Origin of the sequence: Streptosporangium sp. NPDC000239, assembly GCF_040300765.1 — a bacterium.
Lineage (GTDB): Bacteria > Actinomycetota > Actinomycetes > Streptosporangiales > Streptosporangiaceae > Streptosporangium.
In genome coordinates, this window is the sequence record NZ_JBEPEI010000038.1 from 1 (window position 1) to 25,265 (window position 25,265).

A 25,265-nucleotide genomic window follows, 5' to 3' on the forward strand; every position below is an offset into this window, starting at 1 on the left:
GCCCACAACCCACTACCGCAGACACTTACCGCTTAACCTGCAGAAACAGGATCACGCGAAGGTCAGCTCGTACACCACTTCACTGGACGTGACCCCTTAAAAGCCGTTGTCTTACCGAATGTAGTTCCTGCGTTTCCGCTGGTGAGCCCAGGGTGTTCGCAGCGAACGCGGTTTACGTCCACGTCGGTGGCCCACAATCGGGCGCCGGGGTGCGGGCGTTCCTTCCGCACGACCAGCCCCGTCCCACACGTCCTCGCCGACGGTGCCGTCGGCCTCGACGGTCGGGGTCCACGCGCTCGCGGGAACCCCGAACCGGCACAACAGCGCGCCTGGGCGGGTGCCTACCGCAGGACGGGCCTGCCCTCAAGCACCGCCTTCAGGATCTTCAGGCTGTCGCCGATTCCGTCCTCTTCGAGGAACTCAGGCAGGACCGCCTCCGCCACGCTGGCGACCTTGCCTTCCCCGCCGAGGTAGACAGCGGCATTGGCTCCCTCGGCGTACTCGTCCAGGTGACCGCGAACACAGGTGTCGGTCGTTGGTTTGCCGGCGAAGTAGATACAGCCCCGGCCGCCCATCTCAAGCCAGGTGTGTGCAGACACCGGCCCTTTGACGACGAGGGCGGCCGGGTCGTACAGCGAAGTCGCGAGAAGGTTCCGGACGGTCAAAGACCGGCCGACGAACAGGCAACTGTCCCAGAGGCACACCAGATCCTGTGCCACGACCGAGCCGGTGACGTAGAGCGAAGTGTAGACATCCGCGTTGCAAAAGGTGATGGGACCGCTGACGGTCAGATCGCCATCGATGACGTAGACCGTGTCCTCGTCCTCGCAGGGCGTGTTGCCCAGCGCCAGCGCACCGTCGATCGTCAGGTCACCGCGGTGGACGTAGAAATGCTCGGGTTCCTCACCGAAATAGTCGTCGACATCCCAGCTGGTGCGGTTGCTCGCTTCGGCCATGTCGTACTGCTCCAGCGCCTCCTCAACTGGCACGGCATCCCAGTTTGCGGTGGGCGATTCGAGAAACATGCCTCTCCCTTTCGACAGTGGGGTCATCGGCGGGTGGTCGCCGCCGCAGCGTTCGATAGCTGCCGTGATCCTCCCTCACAGCTACGACAGCATGCTGACGGGCGATCCGAGTGAAGGTCACTTCTCCGAGTTCCTTCATCCGAGCGTCGCCCGTCGCAGGTCACGATCCGTCCGAGCCCTGCTGCCGAAGGCGTCGATCCCGAGGTCCAGACCTGTCGCGGCGTTGTCAGACGCAGGACGTAGGCTCCCGGTCCGATGAGGTGCGACCACAGGCGTGGCACATGCGCGATGACGGCTGGCGACGGGACTGTGAAACTGGCGGCGTCGCGGACCGGGGCCAGGCCCAAACTGCGCGCGGACCTGTTCGCGGTGCTGGAGAGGTCGCTGCTCCGGCGCGGCTCGCAGGCCAACACCGCATTTACCGGCACCGATCAGTTCGTCCGTCACCTTCGGCGGGACTCCGCGAAATCCAGTACCGCAGCGACCCGATCGACGGGTGCCTGAGAAGCCGTTGTCGTGCCGACCTCGGCGTCGGGTTACAGGACTTGGTTTCCTGGCAGGGCGATTTCTGTGCTGTCGCGCATGCGAGCAGGGCCTCTTGGAATCTCAGTGGTTGTCGAAGCCGAACGGGAGGCCCAGGAGGCCCTGTTGCCACGGTTGTACACGGTCGCGGCGGGCGAGTCCGGTCCGTTCCACCGTGAGTGTGACTGCCTCGCGCACATGTACGGGAACGCGGACGACCGGCCGGTCCGGGCACGCGTGTACCCGTCGGACATGACCGACGCCGAGTGGCGGGTCGTGCGGGCGGCGCTGCCGGTGCCCGCCTGGTTGGAAGGGCGGGGCGGGCAGCCGGAGGCGTACTGCCACCGGGAGATGGTCGACGCGGTGCGCTTCCCCGTCGGCAACGGGATCAAGTGACGGGCGATGCCAGCCGATTTCCCGGCCTGGACCTGCGTCTACGCGTTCTTCCGCCGCTGGCGCGGCCAAGGCCTGGCCGGCGAGTTCCACGACCGGCTGCGCGCGGTGCCGCATCGCCGAGGGCCGGGCGGTGGAGCCGACCGCGGGCAACATCGATGCGCAGTCGGTCAAGGCCGCCGCCTCGGTCCGGTCCGCGACGCGCGGCTACGACGGCGGCAAGGAGATCAACGGCCGCAAGCGGCACATCGTCGTGGACACGCTCGGGCTGCTGTTTCAGGTGCTGGTCGGCCAGGCTTCGCCAAGGCCCTCGGGGCTTGATCAGCTCGGTCTTGTACAAGCCGATCTGTGCCTCCATCAGGGCGTTGTCGAGCGCATCTCCGACGGTACCGACGGAGGCATCGATCCCGGCCGCCAGCAGATGGGTGGTGAACCGGAAGGAGGTGTGGTGAAGGGGACCTGGCTCCGGTCGAGGCTCTCAGCCGAGCAGGGTGTGGGCAAAGCCGATCAGGGCGCCTGCCGCGATGTACCAGGCGTTGTTGAGCCGGGTCTTCCACAGCAGCACCAGCGTGGCCAGAGCGATGGCCGCAGTCAACCCGTCGACGATCGCGGTCCGGCCGAGCTCATACGACACTCCGGCCATCAGGGCGAGCGCGGCGGTGTTGAGGCCGTCCAGCAGGGCGGCGGTCCAGGCCCGTGAGCGCAGCCAGTCGGTGAGCCGGGTCAGCAGGCCGACGAAAAGGAAGGAGGGCAGGAAGATCGCCACGGTGGCGAGGAACGCGCCGATGGGCCCGGCCACCAGGTAGCCGATGAAGGTGGCGGTGGTGAAGACCGGGCCCGGGGTGACCTGGCCGATGGAGACGGCGTCGATGAGCTGCTGGTTGGTGATCCAGCCGAGCCGGTCGACGAAGTCTCCGCGCAGGAAGGCCAGTAGCACGTACCCGCTGCCGTACAGCACTGAGCCGATCTTCAGCATGGTGAGGAACAACTGCGCCAGCTGCCCGCCGGTTGGATCGGGAAAGACCGGGGAGCCGCCGAGGCCGAGCAGCGGCAGGGCCAGCATCCCTTGGGGGGAATCGCGGCGTAGCCGGCGGGCCAGCCGGACGGCCGCAGCCGACAGGGCGCCGGTGGCCAGGATCAGCAGTTCGTTGACGCCCAGCAGGTAGGCGGCCAGGGCGGCGACCGCCAGCGCGCCGAGCCAGATGTTCTTGACGACGGTGCGGAGCAGGCTGAACAGGGCGTGCGCGATGATCGCGATCACCACCGGGACAATGCCGTACAGGATGCCCTGGATGGCGGGGGTGTGGCCGTAGGTGACATACGCCCAGGCCAGTGCGGTGACCATGAGCGCGGCCGGGAGGATGAAGCACACGCCTGCGGCGAGCAGGCCGCGCCGGCGGGCCCGGTCGTAGCCCAGGTGGATGGCCAGTTCGGTGGAGTTGGGGCCGGGGATGAGATTGGTGGCGCCCATCAGGTCGACGAACCGCTGGTCGCTGACCCAGCCGCGGCGGCGCACCAGCTCGTCGCGCATCATCGCGGTGTGCGCGGCCGGGCCGCCGAAGGCGATCGTGCCCAGTTTGAGGAACACCAGCGTCACCTCCCGCAGGCGGCGCCGGGCTGCTTCGCGGTCGGGGTCGCCTGGGTCGTTCGAGGTGCCGTTCGGGCTGGGTGGTTGCGGGCTCACGGGAAACCGGTGTCTTTCTTACACGGGCCGATATCGGTTATCGGTGTTCGCTGGCGGGTCAGGGGGCCGGTGAGGTGGGGCCGGCCGTGATCGTGTGGTCCAGATGATCGCGGACGGCTCGGGCGGTCTCGGCGGCGTCGGCGGGATCGCTGCGCTGCGGGGCGTTGAGGAAGGCGGTGCCGCGCAGCGCGTGCGAGGCCGGGCGCGGATACAGCCAGGCGTGGAAGTGCTGAACGCGGTCGCGGGTGGAGACCAGGTGGACGCGTTCGGCGTCGGTCGTGGCGCGCAGCGCGGTGTCCAGTCGGGTGAGCAGAGCGCCGAAGGAGGCCGACTCGTCCGGCGTCATCTCGGCGAAGTCGATGAAGTGCCGCCGTGAGGTGATCTTCAGGGCGCCGGGCATGGTGGTCTCGGCGGGCCCCTGCCCGACCAGCCAGTGCTCGTCGCTGTGAACCCATCCGCCGATCGGGTCCTGGCCGCCCTCCTGCAGGTGGCAGTAGGGGCATTCGCGCTCACCGGTCATGGCTCCTCCTGGAGACGGGTCGATGCCCGCCGACGACGCCGCCGAGCATGAGGGGAAACGCGGGGCAAGGTGCACAGCGGGACCGGTGCGGCGGGCCGGTTCTGCGGCGATCAGCGCCGATCACCTGGCGGGCGCCGCTCACGGCGGGCCGGGTGCCGTCGTGGGCCCGGTCAGGGTGGCCAGCCGGTCGACGCGCTCGGCGAGCAGGGCCAGGACGTCCTCGAAGATCTCGTCGGTGTCGACGGGGCCGGGGTCGGGGATCGACCAGTGCACCTGTCGCAGGCCCGGGGCGAGGTGTTCGTAGGCGTTGTCGCAGACGGCGACGACCAGGTCGTGGGGGGTGAGCACGTCGCGGACGTCGGCGGTGCCGTGCCGCTCCAGGCTCAGCCCGTGACGGCGGGCGGTGTCGATGGCGCGGGGGTTGAGACGGGGACCGGGTTGGGTGCCGGCGGAGGTGACCGGGACGGCGCTGCGTGATGTCCAGAGCGCGGCGGCCAGGGGGGAGCGGGCGGCGTTGCGGGTGCACACGAACACCACCCGCGGCGCTGTGACGACCCGGCGTTGGTTCAGGGCCTCAAGGGCTGAGGGGATCAGCCGGATGTAGACGCGGCGGCGGTCGGCGTGGGAGCGGCCGCGGGTGATGAGGCCCACCTGTGTCAGTACACGCAGGTGGTGGGACAGCAGGTTGGACGGCAGGTCCAGGGCGTGGCCCAGCTCTCCAGGCGACAGGTCGCCGACGGCCAGGGCGTCGATGATCGCCAGCCTGGCCGGGTCGGCCAGGGCCTGGTGCAGGGCGAGGCGCTCGGGCGACACCCTTCCTTCAATGTCCATTGAGTCAATGGTGGCTGAGGTGTTTTCATGAGTCAACGCCGCACCTGATCACCACGCCCCGCACCCCCCTCACCCCGTTCGCCGACACCCCCAGGGGGCCGTCGGACCCGCGCCCCCAAGGCGTTCACGGCATGGACCCGGTCGTCGACGGCCACCGGCAACCCCATGCACTCCAGTGACATGACGACGGAAAGGATTTCTTATTTCCCCTACTCGTAAAAAATGGGACCGAAAATAGAATCCCCGCCTTTTTGCCGCATCGCGAAGCCATCGGTACAGGCGATTTGTCGCGCGACCGGCCTCGCCCGGCGTCATATTGACGCGTCAACGGAAGCTGCAGCTCAGAGGCGAATTTTGCGCGCCTTGATTCGGAATACGTGGCACGCTTCCGCAAAAATATGCGCAATTTCCCTCTTTCCTTGCTCATCTCTTAAGCCTATTTTTCGGATATCACCCCCACCGTCCAAGATTGGGGCGTCCGTGATGAGCCAAACCCTCTTCTCTCCAGGCCGAAAATCCCTGCGCGAAACCATCGCCGAGGCCTCGGTCACCACCAAGCTCTACTGGCTGCTGCGCATCGGGGTAGGCATCGAGTTCATCGGGCACGGCTGGGCGGGCCTGAGCCGCTCACGGGCCTGGCTGCCCTACTACGACCTGTTCGGCATCTCCTCCGACGTCGCCCTGAACTACCTGATGTACGTCACCGGCGCCATCGACATCACCATCGGGCTGCTCATCCTGTTCTGGCCCGCCCGCATCCTGCTGCTGCACACCACCGTGTGGGGCATCTTCACCGCCCTGCTACGCCCCACCGTCGGCGAAGGCTGGTGGGAGTTCCTCGAGCGCGGCGGCAACTACGGCATGCCACTCGCACTGCTGATCATGGCCGGCTGGGGCGGCTGGTCACTGCGCCGCTGGCTGCAGCGCGTGGATGAGCCCGCCGCCATCTCCGACCGCACCCTCATCGCCATCCACTGGGCCATGCGCGGCGGCCTGGCCCTGCTGCTGATCGGCCACGGCGGCTTCGGCGCCTTCGAGCACAAACGCTACTGGTATGACTTCTTCGCCTTCTTCGGCCTCGGCAAGACAGCCGTGGACTCGGCCAACCTGATGGTGCTGGTCGGCGCCTTCGAAATCCTGCTTGGCCTGGCGATCCTGGTAAAGCCGTGGCGGTCGCTGCTGTTGTTCGTCCTGGTCTGGAAACTCGGCACCGAACTGCTGCGTCCGCTGGTCGGCCAGGAGTGGTTCCAGTTCGTCGAACGCGACGGCGACTACGTGCTGCCGATCACGCTGTATGTCAGCGCCGCCGCCTACGCCCTGGCGCGCACCCGCACCGAACCGCTGTCCCCGCCGACTACGGCGGCACCCGGCGCCCCCGCCTGACCCGCTCCCCTGACCGCTCCTCGTTCCGCTCACCCGCCGCACCGATCACCGAACCGTCGGTGCCGATTTCGCCACCCCAGGCATGCGCGCTTCGCCTCCTGGTACGGCGAGCCGCCGGGCCGGCCACTGCGTCCTCTATGACCGGCCCCGCAGCCTTCCCTCCTCACGAAAGGTCACCTCACCCATGTCACCTGACCGTCTCGGTCCCCGCCAGAACATCGCCCGCCGCCTCCTGCCGCCCCTCTTGGCCTGCGCCGCCCTGATCACCGTCGGCACACCGGCCGCGGCGGTCACCGTGACCACACCGGCGGGCCCGCTGTCCGGCGTGACGGCCAACGGCCACGTCGAAACCCACCCCGGCCCAGGACGCCCCGTGGTGCTGGCCACCATTGACGTCGGCCTCAACCCCCGCGCGGTCGCCTTCACCCCCGGCTGGCGCCAGGCGTATGTCGCCAACGCCGGATCCAACACCGTCTCGGTCATCGACGTGCGCCGCCGCACCGTGATCGACACCATCGACGTCGGTGCCTTCCCCTACGGCGTCGGCTTCGTCCGCCACGGCGCCTTCGCCTACATCGCCAACCGCGACTCCGACGAGGTGTCCGTCATCGACACCGCACACCGCAAGGTCATCAAGACCATCCCCGTCGGCGACGCCCCCCGCTGGGTGGCGATCGCCCCCGACGGCCGCTTCGCCTACGTCAGCAGCACCGGCTCCGGAGCGGTCACCGTCATAGACACCGCCACCCACACCGTCACCGCCACCATCACCGTCGGTCGCTCCCCCAGAGGCATCGCCTTCACCCCCGACGGCCGCACCGCCTACGTCGCCAACTCCGACTCCGACACCGTCTCAGTCGTCGACACCGCCACCCGCACCGTCACCGCCACCATCACCGTCGGCGACGAGCCCCGCGGCGTCCTGGTCACCCCGAACGGCCGCACCGTCTACGTCAGCAACACCATCGGCGGCACCGTCTCGGTCATCGACGCCCGCACCAACGCCGTCACCGCGACCATCACCGTCGGCGCCAACCCGCGCGGCTTGGCCCTGCACACCGGCAACCGCATCGCCTACGTCGCCAACTCCGGCTCCGACAGCGTCTTCACCTTCGACACCCGCACCAACACCGTCCTGGGCGAGGTCGCCGTCGGCGACGACCCCCGCTGGACCGCCTCCGGCCCCGGCGGCACCTTCCTCTACGTCACCAACACCGGCTCCCACAGCGTCTCGGTACTCACCCTCGCCCGGTGACCCCATCCCGCAGAAGGGGCGCTCCATCTGACGATGCACGGGGACCGTAACCCAGCCCCTCCAGGGACGTACCCGCCGCACCCGACCCCACGACTTCATGGCCGGGCGCGGCGGACGTCCGGTTCCCCACCGGCCAGGCACCGCATGAAGATCGAGTGATCGGCGTGCCGAACAGGAGCCATGGCCCTGCCCCGGAATTGGGGTTTCGGCGTCGTGGGTGTTACCGGCGTCGCGTCGCCAGGCCCCGGTTGGCCTGCCAACGGGCCATCGCCTCGGGGACACGCGAGCGTAGCGGGCCGGCAAGGCGACCGAGGTGTGGCCGGAGTAGACCAGCAGAGTGGAGGTGTTGGCGCCGTCTTCGGCGGCGTGGGTAAGAGCGGAGTGGCGCAACCGCTGCAGGGCCCACGGTCCGCCCGCACGTTGGGCATGGCGGTCTCGAAGCGTTCGGCGACCAGGGCGCGCAAGGCGATGCCGTAGACGCGGGCAGCGTTGGCGTTGGCGACCTGAGTGAGAAACGCACCCGCCGCTTCCAGCGCCAGAGCGGCCGACGGCGATTACAGGCGGTGGAGCGACCCCCCGGTGCCCTCCCACGGGCTATCGCAGACAAGCAGCGAGAGTCGCCCCCGTTAATCTCCCGGGACGGGATCGACGTCACCCCAGGCAATCATTCACTATCTGCGATAACAACCCTTAGCGTTCGGTCTCGCAGAAATACCGGTCAGACACCACGTTCTCTCATCCGCCGACCGCGAGCGCGGCCGCGACGGCGGGCGTCCCCGGCGTTCGACAACGACGTGATCATCTACGCTCGGTCGCCGTACGAGCGCGGCGTGGCCGTGCCCTACACCGCAGGGCTGACCAGTCCTGTTTGGTAAGCGATGACGACCAGTTGCGCACGGTCGCGCGCACCCAGTTTCGCCATCGCGCGACTGACATGGGTGCGCGCGGTGGCCGGACTGAGAAACAACTCGGCACCGATCTCATGGTTGCTCAGGCCCTCCCCCACCAGGGCAAGCACTTGGCGCTCGCGCTCGGTCAGCACTGCGAGCCGGTCCTCCGCGGCACGGACAGCCGTTCGTCGCGCCGTGAACTGGCCGATAAGGCGTCGGGTGATCCGCGGCGCGAGCAGCGCGTCTCCGGCGGCGATCACCCGGATGGCATGCAGGAGTTCGGCAGGCCCGGCGTCTTTGAGCAGGAAGCCGCTGGCACCGGCCTGCAAGGCGTCGAAGACATAAGCGTCGGTGTCATAGGTGGTGAGGATGAGGACCCGGACCTGCTCCAAGCCGTGCGTCCCGGCGATCTGGGCGGTGGCCTGGATCCCGTCCACCTTGGGCATGCGGATGTCCATCAGCACGACGTCGGGGCGGATGGCGCGGGCCCGCTCGACTGCTTCGTGACCGTTGGTGGCTTCTCCCACCACGGTGATGTCGTCCTCAAGGTCGAGCAGAACCCTGAACCCGGATCGCACGAGACCCTCGTCGTCGGCGAGCAACACCTTGATCGGAGCGTTGGTCAACGGTGAGACGGCCGCTGTGTTCATAGGCTTGACCCGGTCGGTGTGAGGGGCAGTCGGGCCTTGACTTCGAACCCGCCGCCTGGAAGGGGCCCGGCGTCGAGTTCTCCGCCCAGCAGTTGACAGCGCTCGCGCATGCCGACGATCCCGCGACCGGGTTCGGCCGAGTCGCCCGTGCCGCTCGGATGCCGGGCGGCACGGCGGCCTTCATCCGTCACGCGGATCTCCAAGGCGTCGATCCCGGGGCTCAGCGCTACGGTCACCCGAGTCGGACCGACGTGGCGGATCACGTTGGTGATCGATTCCTGAAGGATTCGGTAGGCGGCACCTCCCACCGCGCTGGGCAACGGCACCGAGGGCAAGGTCTCCTCAAGCGTGATGTCGAGTCCGGCCTCACGTGCCTTGGCGGCCAGTTCGTCGATCTGCCCCAGCCCGGGGTACGGCGCCCGCCCGTCACCGTCACCGTCGTCGTCACGGAGCACCCCGAGAATGGCCCGCATCTCCCGCAGCGCCCGGGAACTGGTCTGCTCGATGGTTCGCAGCGCCTCGCGCGCCACTTCCGGCCGCTTGTCGAGTACGTGCGCGGTGACACCGGACTGGACGTTGATGATCGCTATGGCGTGGGCGACGGTGTCGTGGACCTCGCGCGCGATCCGGAGCCGTTCGGCGTCCACACGCGCCCGCGCTTCCTCCTCGCGAGTCCGTTCGGCCAGCTCAGCGCGCTCCTTGGCTTCGGCCGCGATGACCTGTCGGGACCGGACGGACTCGCCAAGGGCCGCGCTCATGACCGACGCGCCGATCCGGAACCACACCCAGCCGATGGCGGCGCGTGGCTCGATGTCAGCCGCGGCGACCAGCCAGGCGATGGCGAGCACCGAAGTACCGACACCGGCGATCACCAGCGACCGGCGCCCGTCCCCATAGGCTGCCAAGGTGTACAGGGCGACGTAGAGCCCGAGCCAGCCAGGTCCGTCCGGGAAGTCAAGGCCGTAGTACACCAAGCTGGCGAGGGCGGTGGTGACGAACACCGGCAACGGCCATCGGCGGCGGGCGGCGACGGCCACGCCACTCACGACCAGCAGGACATATCCCAGGTTTCCGAGGTCGGTAAGGGGTCGCTGCACCACCTCGCCGGCGTTTCGGACGATCGTGCCCTGAACCTGCGTCACGGTGATGAAGAGCGCGAGCAACACCTCCTGCACCAGCGCAGGCAGACGCAACGACACCACGCGGTGTTTCATCCCGCGATCCTACGGTTCCCGCACATGAGACCACTCCGCCCAGATGCGCGACCGCATACGACGACGGATGTAGCCAGGCACGAGGTGTCTACGCGGAACTGCGTAGACACTGCCGTCCGCTGTCGGAGGCCGCGACCACCTCGACGGCACGATGATCGATTCCGCGAGCGCTGAACACGCTACCGACAGAAAGGATCCTCATGTCCATCCGTCACTCGCTAGCCACCGCCGCAGCCGCCCTAATCGGAATCGTGGGACTCGCCACACCGGCAGCCGCGCACGTCCTGGTCCAGCCCGTCGGTGCTTACACCTTGACCTCCGGGCGTCTCTGGACTGTGGTGGCCGCTCTGCTGGGACTGCCCGGCGTAGTCATCGGCGGGCTGGCTCTGGCCCGCTCCGCCGGTCGTATCGGTGCCGACACCGGGAGAAAGAGGGCCATCGTGGCCCTGGTGGCAGGGCTGGCCTGCATGGTCATCGGCGGGCTGGTCGTGGCCGCCGCCGAAGGTGGTCCCGGCACCGGCTACGGAATAGTCGGGGGCTTCGTGGATCTGGCGATCGGGCTGATCGCCATGGTCCTCGGTGGGCTGGCTCTGGCACGCTCCCGTCGCACAGCCTGACCCGGCCCTGAGGCCGGGCCAGTGCCCGTGTCGTTCTTCAACGGCACCTCCTGGTTCGTGCTCGACCCCGGACGTGCCGTATCGGAACGATCACAGCTCCGAGAACAGTCTCTCCGTCTCGCGAATAGGCCTCACTCCCAACTCCTGCAGGCGTTTCCGCAGGAGCGCCGCCGTGTTTCGTGCCTGGTCGCGGCGGTTCAGGCGGAGTCGGAGGCGGATGATGCGCCGCCAGGTCTCCTCCGGGTCCGGGTTGAGGACCATGATTCGTTCGAGGACGTCGAGAGCGGCTTCCGGATCGTCCCGTTCCTGGAGTTCGGCGAGTTGGCTGAGCACGTCGGCCTGGATCCGCGTCTGGGGACCGCGTCTCTCGTCGATCCATCCGCAGGTGAGTCCTTCGGCGAGCACGCCACGGCAGAGCTGAGCGGCCTGGCCGAGAGCGATGACTCGTGCCGCCTTGTCGCCGGCGGTACGGGCTGCGCTGATCGCGTTCTGGAAATCCCACAGGTCGACTCGATGCGGTACGTCCGGCCGTGTGCCTTGACGAAGGGGCACCGCGACGTCCCGTGTTCACGTAGCCGGTGGCCGATCGGAGGGCGTCTCTCAGATGGCGGAGAGGGTCGTGAACACCTACGTCCACCGCCTTCTCCGGCCACAGAGCGGCGCAGATCTCATCACGCGTGGCTCCGTTCGGATGAAGGGCGAGGAAGACGAACAACTGCAGCTGCAGACCGGTCAGCGGCACCGTCCCGGAACGGCCTATGACCTGGACGACCGGTCGGCCGAGAACCGACAGCCGAACAAGTCCGGGCCCATCCCAGGCAGGATCTCCCAGCCCGGCGAAGGCCTCTTCTTCGACTTCTGCGTGACCCTCGTGGGCGTCGGCAAGCTGCCGAAGGCAGTCGGTCGCGTCCCGAACGGGAAGGCGAAAGAAGTAGGCGCCCTGGAAGCCGGCCGCCTTCGGCCCCTCGGCTGAGCCGACCCTGCCGTCCTCCCGCACATCGCATGTGGTCCCCGTCGGCCAGTTCCCCTTCAACAGCGCTCCGACGCCGCTCCGGTCGGCGGACATCAGGATCTCGGCGACACCCTGGTCGAAGAGTTCGTCGGGCACCGAGGTGACGAGCAGAACGGCAGGCAGTACCTCGCCGGGATCCTCCCTCCTGAGGGCGTCGATGCCGTCGGCTCCCCGCTCGACGAGCATGCGGCTTCGAGTGAAGTGCGTCCCCACGAAACGGTCAACGGCGGCATCAGAAGTTCCGGTGACGATCAGGCCCGGTACGGCCTTCAACTCCTCCGCGGAGACGGCGAACAGGCGCTGCCCGTCAGGGGCGCTCAGAATGACCTCAACCCGGAAACGATCAGCCTGTCGCAGCAAGTCCAGGACGATCACGCGGATCGCGTCGTCGGCTCCCGGACCGGTCAGACCGAGGCTCAGTCCCGCGGGCTGGATGTCGACACCGGTCCGGTCCTTACGGCGACCGACGACCAGTTCACCTGGGACATCGATGGAGAACGACTCCCGCATGAGGTCGGCGTCAGATGGCGGCTCCTCCTGCCTGTCCGCGTACGTTCGCAGGTGAGCATTGCGCATGGCCAGCTACCTCCGTGACTATGCGGGCTCACCGTACTCGGCGACGTAGCCGCGTAGCTCTCCACGGTGATCGGATGTCACCGGAATACGGCAGATTCGGGCTCGAAGCTCGGAACTACAACGATGCATGACCCGCCGTAGGTGGCCCAGAAATGTACGCCCCTGCCGAACGGCCCAACCGCAGGTCATGGCACAGCTGACCAGCGATCTCCTCACCCCTCGACGGTGGGCGGCTGCTTCATCCAATCGGGGACGCCCTGACCGGTGACCTCGCGAAAGCTTCTGCTCACCCCCCTGACATCCCCCACATAGGCGTGGCGCAGCAGACCGACGACCATTTCCATGATGCCCTGGGCGTACTCGGGCAGCTGCTGCCCGGCGATGAGCGCCTCGGCCAACGGGGCGGTCGCCTCACCGAACCGGGCTCCTTTGACCAGGACATATCCCATCGCGGTAAGACTCTGAACGTAGTTGGGCAGGTAGGCGTCACGGTTGAGTTCGGCCAGTTCTCGACGCAGGCGGACGGCCTCCTCACTGATCGGTACCGCTTCTCGGCTCTGGCCGGTCTCAGCCAGCCGGATGGCGTGGTTGTTCAACGACGTCGCCAGGTCGGGCAAGTAGGCGTCACGGTTGAGCCCGGTCAACTCCCGACGCAGGCGGACGGCCTCCTCACTGACCGATACCGCCTCCCGGCTCTGGCCGCTCTCAGCCAGCCGGTTGGCGTAGTTGTTCAACGACATCGCCAGGTCGGGCAGGTAGGCATCGCGGTTGAGTTCGGCCAGCTCGCCGTAGAGACGGACGGCCTCCTCACTGACCGGTACCGCCTCCCGGCGCTGGCCGCTCTCAGCCAGCAGGACGGCGTAGTTGTTCAACGACACCGCCAGGTCGGGCAGGTAGGCGTCACGGTTGAGTTCGGCCAGTTCTCGACGCAGGCGGACGGCCTCCTCACTGATCGGTACCGCCTCCCGGCGTCGGCCGGTCTCGGCCAGCCGGTTGGCGTGGTTGTTCAACGACATCGCCAGGTCGGGCAGGTAGGCATCGCGGTTGAGTTCGGCCAGTTCTCGACGCAGGCGGACGGCCTCCTCACTGACCGGTACCGCCTCCCGGCGCTGGCCGCTCTCAGCCAGCCGGATGGCGTAGTTGTTCAACGACATCGCCAGGTCGGGCAGGTAAGCGTCACGGTTAAGCTCGGCCAGCTCGCCGTAGAGACGGACGGCCTCCTCACTGACCGGTACCGCCTCCCGGCGTCGGCCGGTCTCAGCCAGCCGGATGGCGTAGTTGTTCAACGACATCGCCAAGTTGGGCAGGTAAGCGTCACGGTTGAGTTCGGCCAGTTCTCGACGCAGGCGGACGGCCTCCTCACTGACCGGTACCGCCTCCCGGCGCTGGCCGGTCTCGGCCAGCAGGTTGGCGTGGTTGTTCAACGACGTCGCCAGGTTGGGCAGGTAGGCGTCACGGTTGAGTTCGGCCAGTTCTCGACGCAGGCGGACGGCCTCCTCACTGACCGGTACCGCCTCCCGGCGCTGGCCGCTCTCGGCCAGCCGGATGGCGTGGTTGGTCAATGAGGCGGCCAGGTTGGGCAGGTAGGCATTGCGATTAAGCCCGGCCAGCTCGCCGTAGAGGCGGACGGCCTCCTCACTGACTGACAGCGCTTCCTGGCGCTGCCCGACTTCGGCCAGCTGGACGCCGTGGTTGGCCAGTGAGGCGGCCAGGTTGGGCAGGTAAGCGTCACGGTTGAGTTCGGCCAGCTCGCCGTAGAGACGGACGGCCTCCTCACTGACCGGTACCGCCTCCCGGCGCTGACCGCTCTCAGCCAGCAGGCTGGCGTAGTTGTTCAACGACATCGCCAGGTTGGGCAGGTAGGCGTCACGGTTGAGTTCGGCCAGCTCGCCGTAGAGACGGATGGCCTCCTCACTGACCGGTACCGCCTCCCGGCGCTGGCCGGTCTCGGCCAGCCGGTTGGCGTGGTTGTTCAACGACATCGCCAGGTTGGGCAGGTAGGCGTCACGGTTGAGTTCGGCCAGCTCGCCGTAGAGACGGACGGCCTCCTCACTGACTGACAGCGCTTCCTGGCGCTGCCCGACTTCGGCCAGCTGGACGCCGTGGTTGGTCAGTGAGGAGGCCAGGTTGGGCAGGTAGGCATCGCGGTTAAGCTCGGCCAGCCGACGCCATAACCGGGTGGCCTGATCACTTTCGGTCAGGGCGCGCGCGTACAGACCGGCGTTGGTCAAGGGAATGACTAGCGTGGTGTGGATGTGGGCGCGGGCGGCAGGGTTGGCGGGGTCAGCCTCGCTCAGTCGATGCTCGGCCAGCCGGACGGCCACCGCGGCGATCCCGATGTCCAGATCGATGTGCCGATGGTTGGGCAGTACCGATTCGATCCGCTCCAGCAGCCCCCGATCGATCCCGGGCAGGTCGGCCAGCGCGGCCAGCGCGGCCCCTCCGCCGTGCAACGCCAGGTCGGGGCGGGCCTCCAGTAGCGGATACAGCTGAAGCCGGGCCAGATGCGGCCAGCGCCGACAGGCCTCCACCACGGTGATGAGCCCCTGCCGGATCCACACCGGCGCATCACCATCGGCGCCGCGTACCGGCTCGGCCGTACCGCCGGGGACGGTCAGCAGCCGGGCCAGGACGTCAGCGGCCCACGGGTCGGCTGGAAACGCGTAGGAGTGGCCGGGGGTCGACAACGCCAGGAAGTCCTCGCCCAGTCGGTCGGGATACAACGGCTCCAACACCGTGACCTCACCCCCGCCCACCGCCTCCGGCGCGCGGTCAGAACCGGCGATGGCCCCGGACGGCGGGTAGCAGACCGCGTGATCCTTCAGCATCTGCCCGGGATGCAGATGCGACTCGATCGCGGCACGCGCCAGGGCGGCCCCGCCGTCGGCGTGCCCGAGGCGGCCGGTCACCGTGGCGGTGTAGACCAGCTGGCCCATCGCCTCCGGCGAGGTCGCCAGCGGCCGCTCCCGCCGATCGTGCAGCGCCTCCCAATGATCCCGCTCGCGGGCCAGCAACACCTGGGACACCTCGACCGGGTCAGTGGGCGGGTCCTGTCCACCGGCCGCGGACAGGACCGCGGCCAGCGCGGCCATCTGCACGGTCAGCACCAGCCGGTAGGCCTCATGGTGTTCCAGCGCCGCCGGCGGGGCGACCCGCCGGGCGGCGGGCAGGTCCAGCAGGTCGGCGAACCGGTCGCGAGCTGCGGCGAACAGCCCCTGGCGGGTGATGCCCGCCTCGTTCTCCAGCGGTCCCAGCTCGCGCGAACTCGCCATCACGCCCAGGTCACGCTGGATACGGCCGTGCAGGCTCTGCCACCAGGTGCCCGAGGGGCGGGCCAGCAGCAACACCCGCACCGGCAGCCGCCCGCGGATCAACGTGTCGCCCAGCAGCGTCAGCAGATCGGCGGTGTCCCACCGCTCGGCGTAGTCCACCACCACCAGCATCCCGGCTGCCCGCTTCAGGTCCGGGACGGCGAAGGCCTTGCCGACGGAGCGGTCCCGCCGGTGGTGGGCCGACAGCACCGCCCACCCCTCGCCCTGCCACAGTCCGGCCAGGTGGCCGGCCAGCCGGGTCTTGCCCTGGCCGCCCTGCCCGTGGATCAGCTCGACCGCGACCTCCGAACGCGAGGCCCCGCCCGGGGAGGTCGGCCCGCTGCCCTCCCGCCAGGCCAGCAGGTCCTTCAGCACCCCCTCACGGCCGGTGAAGCCGACCACCGCGTGAGCCGCCCGCAGCAGCTCACTCGGCTGCCACACCTGCGACCCCGCCGCGTCCGCCGACGGCGCGGGCCAGGTCGCCCACCGGTACGGCTCTCCGTCTTCGTAGACGACCATGTCACCGGCAGATTGGAAGATCTGCGCCAGCCCCGTGGCCCGCGCGTGCTGAGCCGCCTTACCTGACCTGCGGAACAGACTCACCGCGCGTCGCCCTCCTCGTCCGCGTCGTCGCTGTAGCCCTCGTCGGCATCGCTCGTGGTGAGGTCCCGGCCGACCTGACGCACCTGGCTGCCCCTATCGGCTTCGGCCTGCTGCGATACCTCGCGGGGGCCGTCCCCCAGCGCCCCTTCCTCTTGCGAGCCGTCACCCTGCGCGCCATCAGAGCTCCGCCCGCTCTCACCCGCCTTCGACCCAGGCCGCGCCGACGGATGTTGAGTCAGATCGCGACCGGCCTGATAGATCCGGCTGTTTCCCCGGGCTTTGGCCACCTGCCGCACACGGCCCCCCGGCCCGGAGCGCAGCCCGACGATCGCCACCCCCAGCCCCGCCACCGCGACGAACAGGCTGATCACACCAGCCAGATGATCGGCCTGCTCCAGTTCCATCGTCGTGAAGTAGGCACCCAGCGCTGCCACCGCCACCGCGGCTCCACCCCATACCAGCCCACGCCCGCGCATACCGGCATCATCGATCACCCGGCAAAGCCACGCAATGCGGTTGCGTGATCACGTATCGACCGAATCCTGCGCCCCGGACAGCGACAACAACAGTGACAAGAGGCGCGCTCCCCAGTGGAGGCCCATCGGCGACAGAGGGTATCGGAATTAGAAGACTTCCCGACCCCCTCTGGCGGGGCCCCGCAACCCCTCCCGAAAACCGGACATCAAGTGACAAATCGTGATGTCGGATGGCCGGTTCCGCACACGAATTGACGACAGGATTTCCCAACAGGAAGATCGGGCTCCCCCCTTCCCGAGGAAAGCCTGGTGCAGATCGTCTACTCTCCGCGTCTCCACCGCGACCCAGTCCCTGCTGTAGCAGCGCCACATCCTCACCGAGGCCGGCCTTCTCGTGCGCACCGAAGGCGTCGCCGAGGAAAAGCGGGCCGGTGGTACGGCCGCGCAGCAGACGTGGCAGGAGCCGGGCGGTCCCGGTGGGCCAGTGAACGTACTCGATCGCGCCACCCTTGGAGGTGACGCGGCCGCGCCGAAACTCCAGCTCGAGGTCTTCGATGTTGCGGGACAGGAGTTCCTCGGCGCGGGTGGCGGTCTCATACAGCATCCGCCACAGCAGCCGCTCGCGCAGACGGTGCCGGTCGTCGGTGAACAGCTTGCCCAGACGGGCGCGCGGGATGGAGCGGTCACCGCGGCGGGCGTTCTTGCGGCGTTGCATCCGCCGGGCGGGGTCGGTGGCGAGGATTTCTTGGCGCTGTGTTCAGGTGGTGAAGGAGATGAGCATGGACAGGTGCCGGTTCCAGGTCGCGGCCGCGGTCTCGGCCCATCGCTTCATCACCGCGGCGTAGTCCTCGGGGGCAAGCATGTTGGCGGGTAGGTCCCCGACGAGCGCGGTGAGCCGTGCAAGGGTCTCGGCGTAGCTGTCGGGGTCGTCGTGGTCTGGACGGAGTCGAGGTACCTGTGGACGGCGGCGGCGACGAGCTGGGCATCTGCCCGGCCCGGGAGACCAGTGTGACACCTAATGCGAATTACCTGTCACCTACAGCACGTGAGTCACGGCGGCACCCATCAGCGGGCCGGACAACTGGGCCGGTATGGCTCGTTGGGAATGTATTGCCGCCACTCCTCAGGCGTGAAGGCTCGTACCGCGATACCGCACACCGCTCGCAGAAGATCATTCGGCAGCTCGACATCCCAGATCCGCACCGTCTCGTCGGTCCCGGCGCTGGCCAGGCGTTTGCCGTCCGGACTGAACGCCACCGAATTCACCATGTCGGTGTGTCCAGTGAGGAGGGCGCCGACCGGCTTACCAGTGGCCACCGCCCAGATCCGCACCGCCTTATCGGCTCCAGCGGAGGCCAGGCGTTTGCCGTCCGGACTGAACGCCACTGCCATCACCGAGCTGGTGTTGTCAGTGAAGGGGGCGCCGATCGGCTTGCCGGTGGCCGCATCCCAAAGCCGCACCGTCCCGTCGTACCCGGCGGAGGCCAGGCGTTTGCCGTCCGGACTGAACGCCACCGCCATCACCGCGCCGGTGTGTCCAGTGAAGGGGGCGCCGATCGGCTTGCCGGTGGCCGCATCCCAAAGCCGCACCGTCCCGTCGTACCCGGCGGAGGCCAGGCGTTTGCCGTCCGGACTGAACGCCACCGCCATCACCGCGCCGGTGTGTCCAGTGAATGAGTCGCCGATCGGCTTGCCGGTGGCCGCATCCCAAAGCCGCACCGTCCCGTCGTACCCGGCGGAGGCCAGGCGTTTGCCGTCCGGACTGAACGCCACCGAATTCACCATGTCGGTGTGTCCGGTGAGGGGGGCGCCGATCGGTTTGCCGGTGGCCGCATCCCAAAGCCGCACCACCTTATCCTTCCCGGCTGAGGCCAGGCGGGTGCCGTCCGGACTGAACGCCACCGACGCCACCGCGCCGGTGTGACCGGTGAGGGGGGCGCCGACCGGTTTGCCGGTGGCCGCATCCCAGATCCGCACCGTCCTGTCGTCTCCGCCGCTGGCCAGGCGGGTGCCGTCCGGACTGAACGCCACCGACCACGCCGCGCCGGTGTGACCGGCCAGAACAGCGCGCGCAGGCTGGCTGAGGAGCGCGGCCATGCTCGCCCGTGCCTCATCGGTATGGGTAATGGTCCACGCCGCGGCGGCGAGTCGTGCCGAGGCCACTGGGTCGTCGGGCAGAGATCGGCTGTAGGCGGCTGCCTCCCGGGAGGCAGCCTGGGCGCTGCGGGTCAGCGCCAGGGTGCGTTGCTGGTTGGCCTCGGCGCGTTGTTGATTGGCGTCTTGGCCGAAACGCACTGCGGCCACCGCGGTGATGATCGCGACTACCAGCAGTCCGGCTAAGGCGGCGGATACACCTTGCCAGCGGCGCCGGGTCCGGCTGGCAGCGTGAATACCAGCCCGCAGGAACGCCTCAGCAGGGCTGGGCAGATCGAAACCAACGTAGCGGCTGGGCTCGGCCTGCCAGCGCGTGGCGGCGCTGTGGGTGTTCTCCAGCCGGATCCCCCGATATAGGAACGCCGGATCACGATCGTTTCGGCTCCATTCGGTGGCGGCGCGGAGGATCTCCCCGTGCAAGACGCGGTCGGTGTGCTCGGTGGCCAGCCAGGTCCGCAGGCGTGGCCAGGCACTCATCAGCGCGTCATGGGCGAGTTCGACCGTGCCAGCCGCCCCCGCCATCTCAAGAGAATCAGATGCCGGGGAGGTGCCCGGAATGGTGTTTGATGCGGAATCGGCTGGGGCCGCCCCCGCTAGGGGTGGGGGGCCGGTGACCATCAGCCGGGCGGCGGTGAACACCTTCACGACCTGCCGGGCCAGCTCGGGCTCGGGGACGCACAAGGCCGTCAGCTCGCCCATGGTGGTGCGGCGCCGACTGGGCTGCCCGTCGGCGCCGGTGATCGTCAACGCCAAGATCAGGCGCTGGGTGATGTGCTGCTGGCGGGGGGTGAGGGAGGCGTAGGCCTCTTCTGCGGTGCCCTTGACGGCCGAGGCGACGCCGCCGGAGCGGTCATAGCCCTGCCGGGTCAGCCGCCCACTCTCCCGTTGAGCCCAGGTGCGGACCATCGCCATCGACAGCAGCGGCAACGCCCCCGTCAGTTCCGCCGGGGTGGTTCCGTCGGTTCCTTCTCTGGCGGGGGTGCGCAGGTGGCCGGTCAGCTCCCGTACCACCTGTTCGGCCAGCCCTTCTTCCACCCGCAGTCCGGCTGCGGCTGCGGGGCCGGTGATCGCCCGCTGTAGTTCCTGCTCGCTCATCGGGCCCAGTACGAACGCCCGTTCTTGCAGCGCTCGCGCCAGCGCCGGGTGGGCGGCGCACCGGTCAATGAAGTCCCCGCGTACCGCCGCGATCACGACTCCGGGCGCCTGCGCGCCCGCCCCCTGCCTGCCACTGACACCGCTGCCGGTGGTGATCGCTTCCAGCGCGGCGATGAACGTCTGTGCCTGTTCGCCATGTTCACGTGTAGCCAGGGTGAACAGCTCCTCGAACTGGTCGACGACCACGACCAGGCGCTGCGGGCCATCGCCACTCGTGCCCTGCTGGTGGCGGCGGATCCGTTCGGCGGACAGCACCTGCAAGGCTCGTTGGCGGGCCTGGGCGGGGTCAGCACGTATCTCCTGCAGCACGGTGTCGGGGTCAGCGCCGCAGCGCACCGCCAGGTGCGTGGCCAGTTCCCGCAGCGGCCGCTGCCCGGGGGTGAAGGCCACCGGCGTCCACCCTGCGCGATCGGGGTCGGCAGAAGAGACGGCGGCGGATGCGGGGGCGATCAGTGCGGGCAGCAGCCCGGCGTGCAATAGGGAGGACTTGCCCGCTCCGGACGCACCCGTCACCACGATCAAGCCGTCGTCACGGTGAGCGGTGACCATCGCCTTCAGCTGCGCGGTGGCCTGGCCTCGGCCATAGAAGACGCCTGCCTGGGCCGGACCGAACGGCGCCAGCCCCTGATACGGGCACCCGCCCGTCCACACGGTGTCTCTCGCGTTCGGCGCCGAAGCAGAGGCAGCGGGCTGACGGGCCATCAGCTCACTCAAATGCTCGTGGATCACCAGCAGCAAGGCGATCTGCTGCTGGGTCTGGGTGCGGTCGAAGTGATACTCGGCATCTTGCCGATACAGGGTCTGCTGGATACGCATTACGGCGGCATCCAGCCGTCCCAGCATCGGTGCCAGCGCCGCGCTCTGCCGGCCGAGTTCGGCGAAGGCCTCCATCATCTGCTCCAGCAGCCGGGCATCTCCCCGGGTGAGTGCTTCACCGATCACCACCTGGGTGACCTCGACCTCGGCCAGCACCCTCTCCAGCGTTTCGGCGAGCGCCTCGGCGTGCGCGTCTCCGGCCTGCAGGACCTGCTCCAGCCGCGCCGCCAGTTCCCGCTCCACCTGCCGCACCCGGTCGGCCAGCTGCGCGGCCGACGCCTCATCGTTGCCGGCAACGTCCCGGCCGTCGGCACTCTGGGCAGCGGCGTGCGCATCACCGTGGGGTTTGAGACTGGTTTTGGCGCGGGCGGCGGCCAGGGAGGCGCCGACAATGTCCGACAGCAGGTTCGCCCCGACCGAGCCGACCACGTTGATCCCGGCCGCCGCCACCGCCAGGCCCGGCTCGGCCAAGGCCAGGGGAGCCAGGGCGCTCGCGCACAGCACGGCCAGCAGCGCCCGCGGGCTCGCCCAGCCCATCCCCCGCGCGGACTGGGACGCCGCCTGCCGCACCCAGCCGCGCGCCCCGTTCTGGGCCGCGGCGATCTGCTCGGGCGGCAGGCCATGACCATCCGGCGCGGGCGGCTCAGGCGGCTCGGGGAGTTGCTCACCGGGATGGCTCACACTGCTCCTGACCATGCGATATGACAGGCCGACATAGCGTGACGACGGCAGAGGCCGCAGTGGAGCAGCATCTCGGCCCCTCACGGCGTCCATGGCCTTATCGGCCTAACCCCGCCGAGCGCTACCCATCCCCAGCACATCGGTCTGGCCTGACCGGTAAGCGCTCACCGATCGCCTGTCGCCTGTCACGCACCGGCGGTGAACCGTCGGATTTCCAAGCGGACGTAGACATCCAGCCGTACCTCGCCGTACGGACGCACGCGCTACCAGAACAACGGGATCAGGCCGCGCCGGTCGGCCGGGGTGAGCAGGGCGGCCAACCTGGTTCGGCCAGGACGCCCTGCAGTACCAAGGCGTTCACCATGAGAGCGATGTATGCAAGACGCGAAGGCACAGCGCGGTCATCAGTGATCTTGGCCGGGAACCGGTCCACAGAATCGCCTCCTTGAGGATGTCGATCAGTGAGAGCCTCAACGACGTCACGCGAGGACAATGATCCAGCTCCGTAGGCTTGGCGGCTCATTGCACGTTTCTTAACGGCACCCCAAGATCGCCGCAAGGCGCACCCCGGCGACACCCTGACGGTCTCGGAGCTGTTCCGGCTCTGCCGCGACCTGCTCGACATCCACGCCGTCCGCGACCGATGCCAAGCCTGCGGCATCGCCCTGCACGCCCTGTCCGGACCGCTGTCGAACTTCCACGACCTGGCCGCAGGCGACGCCACCACCGCCGTCATCAACGTGATCACCGCAGTCGGCCAGTTCCAACGTGACATCCAAAACAAGCTCACCGTCGAGGGGGTCGCCGCCGCCGCGGCCAGCCGCCCGCGCTGGACGGTGACCGGCGCGAGGACGTGCGGGCGGCCTTCCCTCGATCGCGGCCCTGGCACGGGCTTCTGGCGTAAGCCGGGCGGCCGTGCGAACCGCCCTGGCCGACCTCCTACCCGGCCAGGGCGTCCTGCCTCAGCCATCGGCGTGATCGACGGGAAGGGTCAGGCGACAAGGTCGAGGTCAAGACGGCGACCCATGTCGATGTCGATCGTGCCGTACAGGTTGGCGTTGGACCAGAACAGGGGCGAGAGTCCTCGCCTAGCGTCGTCACCCAGGTCAACGCCCCTACCCCGGTTCCTTCACCGATTCGGTTCCCTAGAGCTGTTCGACAGCAGAGCGGCGGAGGCCGCCAGAGCAGCATCACGAAGCCGCCTCATTCCAGTTTTCCGGTCAGGCCCGCTCGTTTGATCCAGCGGCCCCAGCGGGGACTGCGCTCGAAACGTTCGGCGATCGCCCGTCCCGAAGGGAGCGTCCGGTTCTCCCTCGCCCACCGCCACGCCTCCCGATGCAAGACCACCACACCTTCTCGGGGGCGATCGTCTTCTGGCTCCTGCTCCCCGTCCTGCTGAGGCTGCCGTCCGGTGTTCCAGGAGACCCGGCGGATCTGGGACATCAGGAGCTCGTAGCTACCGATCAGCGCGACGCTCGGCCAAGCGGCGATGACGCGGCCTATCAGCCCGGGTTCGGCCACGGCGATGTCGGCGCCCAGGCCGGCCAGGCTGCCAACGACGAGCAGGGTCCAGGCTAGGGCTCCGCCGCGGGAGCCGTACCGGTTGGCCAGCAGGATGGACATCGAGGCCGCCACGATGATGCCGTCGACGGCCAGCGGGATGAGCACCGCCGCCAGGTGGTCCTCACCGTGGCGCAGGCACAGTTCGTGCATGTGGCGGAACGGGACGACGGCCGCGATGACCGTCAGAAGAGCGACACAGGCGATGGTCGTGCGCTGGATCCGGCGCACCGTGAGCGAGTTCGGCACCATCGCCGCTCACCCCTGGCCCAGCAGGAACCTGGTGGTCAGCGTGAAAGCGTGTGCGTTTGGTACGGCTCCCCCTCGGACACGTACCTTTCGCACATGTGGAGGCCGGGTTGAACCCGAGCCTCCACTAGCTTTTTCTGGGGCTGATAGGTCAGGCGCAGGCCGGTCTGCGCGTGGACCTCGGCCTTGTCGTTCGGGTCGGCCTCGGACAGGACCCGGCGGGTCTCGGCGAAGGTCACGCGGAGTCTTTCGACGTACGCCTCGGGGGTGGGCTCCTGGCCATACTCGCCGTCGCAGTAGTGCCGCAGCCCCAGTACGGCGGGCTAGTGTCACCGAACCTTGCTGGGCTATTTGATCTCGGCGGGGGAGCAGGCCAGCCTGGTCCCGGAGGAGTTTTGGGAGGTGGCCGTGGCACGTAAACCCGAGGTGTTCGTCCGTGCGTTGACGATGGAGAAGCGGCGCCTGCAGAGGATCACCCGCTCAGCCAAGGATCCGGTGAAGCTGCGGCGGGCGATCGTGGTGCTGATGTCCGCACAAGGACAGTCCGCTTCCGCCATCAAGACGTTGATGCAGGTCAGTGATGACTACGTTCGCCAGGTGGTGCATGCGTTCGACGAGCGAGGGTTCGAGGCTTTGGACCCAAAATGGAGCGGAGGCCGTCCGCGGAGGATCGGTGAGTGGGTGCGAGAGCGCATCTGCCTGATCTCCCGGACGACCCCAGCCGAGTGGCGGCATCACCGATTTTTCCCCCTGGACCTCTCCCGGAGGAATTCGACGTTACCGGCTCCCTCTGATATCACGCCTGGTCCATGCATAGCCGTGACCTGGTCGGAACGGGCGTTGTTGCCTCCACGGAGGTGCCTCGCGAACGTCCTTGGGGCCGACAGACTCGATTGCTCAAGCAGCAGTTCCTTGGCGGCGGTGGAACTCAGTCGCGGTCGGCGGGTCAGTCGTGGGTGGACGGCCCTGGTCCGGGCGCGGCGTACCGGGCGGCGATGGTGTGGACGGCCTCGTCCACTACCTGAGCGACGCGTTCGGCGCTCACCTTCCAGCCCGGCACGAGGAGTGTCGGCCAGAAGACGTAGTTGGAGATCATGCCCAGGAATTGGGTGGCTGCGAGCTCCACGTCCTCGATCCGCACCGTTCCCGCCTCGTGCTCGGCCAGGAGATAGCCGCGTACGGACTCGAAGTAGGGCATCTTCCCGTGCGAGAACTGCGCATTGGCGAGTTCGGGAAATCGCGGCAGCTCGGCGATGACGATTCGGAACAGGTCGGTCATCTGGGGGCGGCTCAACAGCTCGGCGTAGCGGCGACCGATGGTGCTGAGCCCGTCGACGATGTTGCCTGCCGACGGAGGATCCTCTTCGTCAGCGGTTGCCCAGGACTCGGTCACGATGGCGTCGAACAGGGCAGCCTTGCTCGGAAACTGCTTGAACAAGGTGGCCCGCGAAACGCCCGAGCGCTCTGCGATCCGCGCCAGCGACGTCCGGTCGTAGCCCAACTCAAGAAACAGTGCGGTCGCGGCCGTCACGATCAGCGCGCGCTTCTCCTGGGCGACGCGCTGGTGGTACGTCGTCACGACCCTGCTCATGGGCCGAGCATACAAGATGAGTGGCTTGACTCACCATTGCCATCGATCTAGTGTCAGGGCAGTGGTGAGTCAATCAGCTCACCATCGGCCGGCGTTC

At 68.4% G+C, this 25,265-nt stretch carries 21 protein-coding genes and 3 pseudogenes; 9 read left to right on the top strand and 15 right to left on the bottom strand.

Annotation, left to right across the window (positions count from 1 at the left end):
• Positions 1-341 precede the first annotated feature (341 nt).
• Positions 342-1,025, bottom strand: a complete 684-nt coding sequence (locus tag ABT340_RS42085; RefSeq protein WP_352016562.1) for a hypothetical protein — start codon at positions 1,023-1,025, stop codon at positions 342-344.
• A gap of 609 nt (positions 1,026-1,634) precedes the next feature.
• On the opposite strand from ABT340_RS42085, the gene ABT340_RS42090 reads away from it, so the two are divergent.
• Entirely contained in the window at positions 1,635-1,943 is a 309-nt protein-coding gene (locus ABT340_RS42090) for a hypothetical protein (RefSeq protein WP_352016563.1), read from the top strand.
• 130 nt (positions 1,944-2,073) lie between these two features.
• Positions 2,074-2,181, top strand: a pseudogene (locus ABT340_RS42095) (IS5-like element ISFal3A family transposase); the annotation flags it as partial.
• A 60-nt stretch (positions 2,182-2,241) separates the two neighbouring features.
• Here the strand turns inward: ABT340_RS42095 and ABT340_RS42100 are convergent.
• The 4 genes and pseudogenes from ABT340_RS42100 to ABT340_RS42115 all read right to left on the bottom strand — a co-directional run.
• Positions 2,242-2,388 (bottom strand): annotated as a pseudogene (locus tag ABT340_RS42100) (IS3-like element ISMyma3 family transposase); the annotation flags it as partial.
• Positions 2,389-2,418: 30 nt separating this feature from the next.
• Positions 2,419-3,624 carry a chromate efflux transporter gene (gene chrA / locus ABT340_RS42105; protein ID WP_352016564.1) on the bottom strand — a complete coding sequence of 402 codons (1,206 nt, stop codon included), beginning with the start codon at positions 3,622-3,624 and terminating at the stop codon, positions 2,419-2,421.
• Positions 3,625-3,682: 58 nt separating this feature from the next.
• Positions 3,683-4,144, bottom strand: coding sequence for an HIT family protein (locus ABT340_RS42110; protein WP_352016565.1), 462 nt, complete (start codon positions 4,142-4,144; stop codon positions 3,683-3,685).
• 138 nt (positions 4,145-4,282) lie between these two features.
• A complete protein-coding gene (locus tag ABT340_RS42115) occupies positions 4,283-4,975 on the bottom strand; it encodes an arsenate reductase/protein-tyrosine-phosphatase family protein (RefSeq protein ID WP_352016566.1) in 693 nt (230 codons plus the stop codon).
• Positions 4,976-5,458: 483 nt separating this feature from the next.
• Between ABT340_RS42115 and ABT340_RS42120 the strand changes: the two genes are divergently transcribed.
• The gene (locus ABT340_RS42120) at positions 5,459-6,358 is read left to right on the top strand and encodes a hypothetical protein (protein WP_352016567.1); all 900 of its coding nucleotides are present in this window, start codon (positions 5,459-5,461) and stop codon (positions 6,356-6,358) included.
• Positions 6,359-6,542: 184 nt separating this feature from the next.
• Complete coding sequence (locus ABT340_RS42125; protein ID WP_352016568.1) at positions 6,543-7,613, top strand: beta-propeller fold lactonase family protein; 1,071 nt, start codon at positions 6,543-6,545, stop codon at positions 7,611-7,613.
• 841 nt (positions 7,614-8,454) lie between these two features.
• Here the strand turns inward: ABT340_RS42125 and ABT340_RS42130 are convergent.
• Positions 8,455-9,129 carry a response regulator transcription factor gene (locus tag ABT340_RS42130; protein ID WP_352016569.1) on the bottom strand — a complete coding sequence of 225 codons (675 nt, stop codon included), beginning with the start codon at positions 9,127-9,129 and terminating at the stop codon, positions 8,455-8,457.
• Positions 9,130-9,149: 20 nt separating this feature from the next.
• On the bottom strand, positions 9,150-10,367 hold the full coding sequence (locus tag ABT340_RS42135; protein WP_352016570.1) for a sensor histidine kinase: 1,218 nt from the start codon (positions 10,365-10,367) through the stop codon (positions 9,150-9,152).
• Positions 10,368-10,618: 251 nt separating this feature from the next.
• Between ABT340_RS42135 and ABT340_RS42140 the strand changes: the two genes are divergently transcribed.
• On the top strand, positions 10,619-10,984 hold the full coding sequence (locus ABT340_RS42140; RefSeq protein ID WP_352016571.1) for a DUF6223 family protein: 366 nt from the start codon (positions 10,619-10,621) through the stop codon (positions 10,982-10,984).
• 90 nt (positions 10,985-11,074) lie between these two features.
• Here the strand turns inward: ABT340_RS42140 and ABT340_RS42145 are convergent, their stop codons facing one another.
• Complete coding sequence (locus ABT340_RS42145) at positions 11,075-11,536, bottom strand: bacterial transcriptional activator domain-containing protein (protein ID WP_352016572.1); 462 nt, start codon at positions 11,534-11,536, stop codon at positions 11,075-11,077.
• Positions 11,537-11,603: 67 nt separating this feature from the next.
• Here ABT340_RS42145 and ABT340_RS42150 point away from each other — a divergent pair, with 67 nt between their 5' ends.
• Positions 11,604-11,957, top strand: a complete 354-nt coding sequence (locus tag ABT340_RS42150) for a hypothetical protein (protein ID WP_352016573.1) — start codon at positions 11,604-11,606, stop codon at positions 11,955-11,957.
• Between the two features lie 240 nt (positions 11,958-12,197).
• The gene (locus ABT340_RS42155) at positions 12,198-12,590 is read left to right on the top strand and encodes a hypothetical protein (RefSeq protein WP_352016574.1); all 393 of its coding nucleotides are present in this window, start codon (positions 12,198-12,200) and stop codon (positions 12,588-12,590) included.
• A gap of 194 nt (positions 12,591-12,784) precedes the next feature.
• Here ABT340_RS42155 and ABT340_RS42160 read toward each other — a convergent pair whose 3' ends face one another.
• The 4 genes from ABT340_RS42160 to ABT340_RS42175 all read right to left on the bottom strand — a co-directional run bounded on the left by ABT340_RS42160 (position 12,785) and on the right by ABT340_RS42175 (position 21,768).
• A complete protein-coding gene (locus ABT340_RS42160) occupies positions 12,785-16,486 on the bottom strand; it encodes a tetratricopeptide repeat protein (protein WP_352016575.1) in 3,702 nt (1,233 codons plus the stop codon).
• Positions 16,483-16,926, bottom strand: a complete 444-nt coding sequence (locus ABT340_RS42165; protein WP_352016576.1) for a hypothetical protein — start codon at positions 16,924-16,926, stop codon at positions 16,483-16,485. The genes ABT340_RS42160 and ABT340_RS42165 overlap by 4 nt, the downstream gene beginning before the upstream one ends.
• A gap of 43 nt (positions 16,927-16,969) precedes the next feature.
• On the bottom strand, positions 16,970-17,677 hold the full coding sequence (locus ABT340_RS42170; protein ID WP_352016577.1) for a site-specific integrase: 708 nt from the start codon (positions 17,675-17,677) through the stop codon (positions 16,970-16,972).
• A gap of 350 nt (positions 17,678-18,027) precedes the next feature.
• Positions 18,028-21,768 carry an nSTAND1 domain-containing NTPase gene (locus tag ABT340_RS42175; protein WP_352016578.1) on the bottom strand — a complete coding sequence of 1,247 codons (3,741 nt, stop codon included), beginning with the start codon at positions 21,766-21,768 and terminating at the stop codon, positions 18,028-18,030.
• A gap of 614 nt (positions 21,769-22,382) precedes the next feature.
• Here ABT340_RS42175 and ABT340_RS42180 point away from each other — a divergent pair.
• Positions 22,383-23,006, top strand: a complete 624-nt coding sequence (locus ABT340_RS42180; RefSeq protein ID WP_352016600.1) for a hypothetical protein — start codon at positions 22,383-22,385, stop codon at positions 23,004-23,006.
• Here the strand turns inward: ABT340_RS42180 and ABT340_RS42185 are convergent.
• The gene (locus ABT340_RS42185; RefSeq protein ID WP_352016579.1) at positions 22,972-23,580 is read right to left on the bottom strand and encodes a DUF2637 domain-containing protein; all 609 of its coding nucleotides are present in this window, start codon (positions 23,578-23,580) and stop codon (positions 22,972-22,974) included. The two genes, ABT340_RS42180 and ABT340_RS42185, sit on opposite strands and share 35 nt — an antisense overlap.
• 35 nt (positions 23,581-23,615) lie before the next feature.
• Positions 23,616-23,816, bottom strand: coding sequence for a hypothetical protein (locus ABT340_RS42190; protein WP_352016580.1), 201 nt, complete (start codon positions 23,814-23,816; stop codon positions 23,616-23,618).
• 208 nt (positions 23,817-24,024) lie between these two features.
• On the opposite strand from ABT340_RS42190, the pseudogene ABT340_RS42195 reads away from it, so the two are divergent.
• A pseudogene (locus ABT340_RS42195) lies at positions 24,025-24,234 on the top strand (helix-turn-helix domain-containing protein); the annotation flags it as partial.
• Between the two features lie 289 nt (positions 24,235-24,523).
• Here the strand turns inward: ABT340_RS42195 and ABT340_RS42200 are convergent.
• A complete protein-coding gene (locus tag ABT340_RS42200) occupies positions 24,524-25,168 on the bottom strand; it encodes a TetR/AcrR family transcriptional regulator (RefSeq protein ID WP_352016581.1) in 645 nt (214 codons plus the stop codon).
• Positions 25,169-25,265 lie beyond the last annotated feature (97 nt).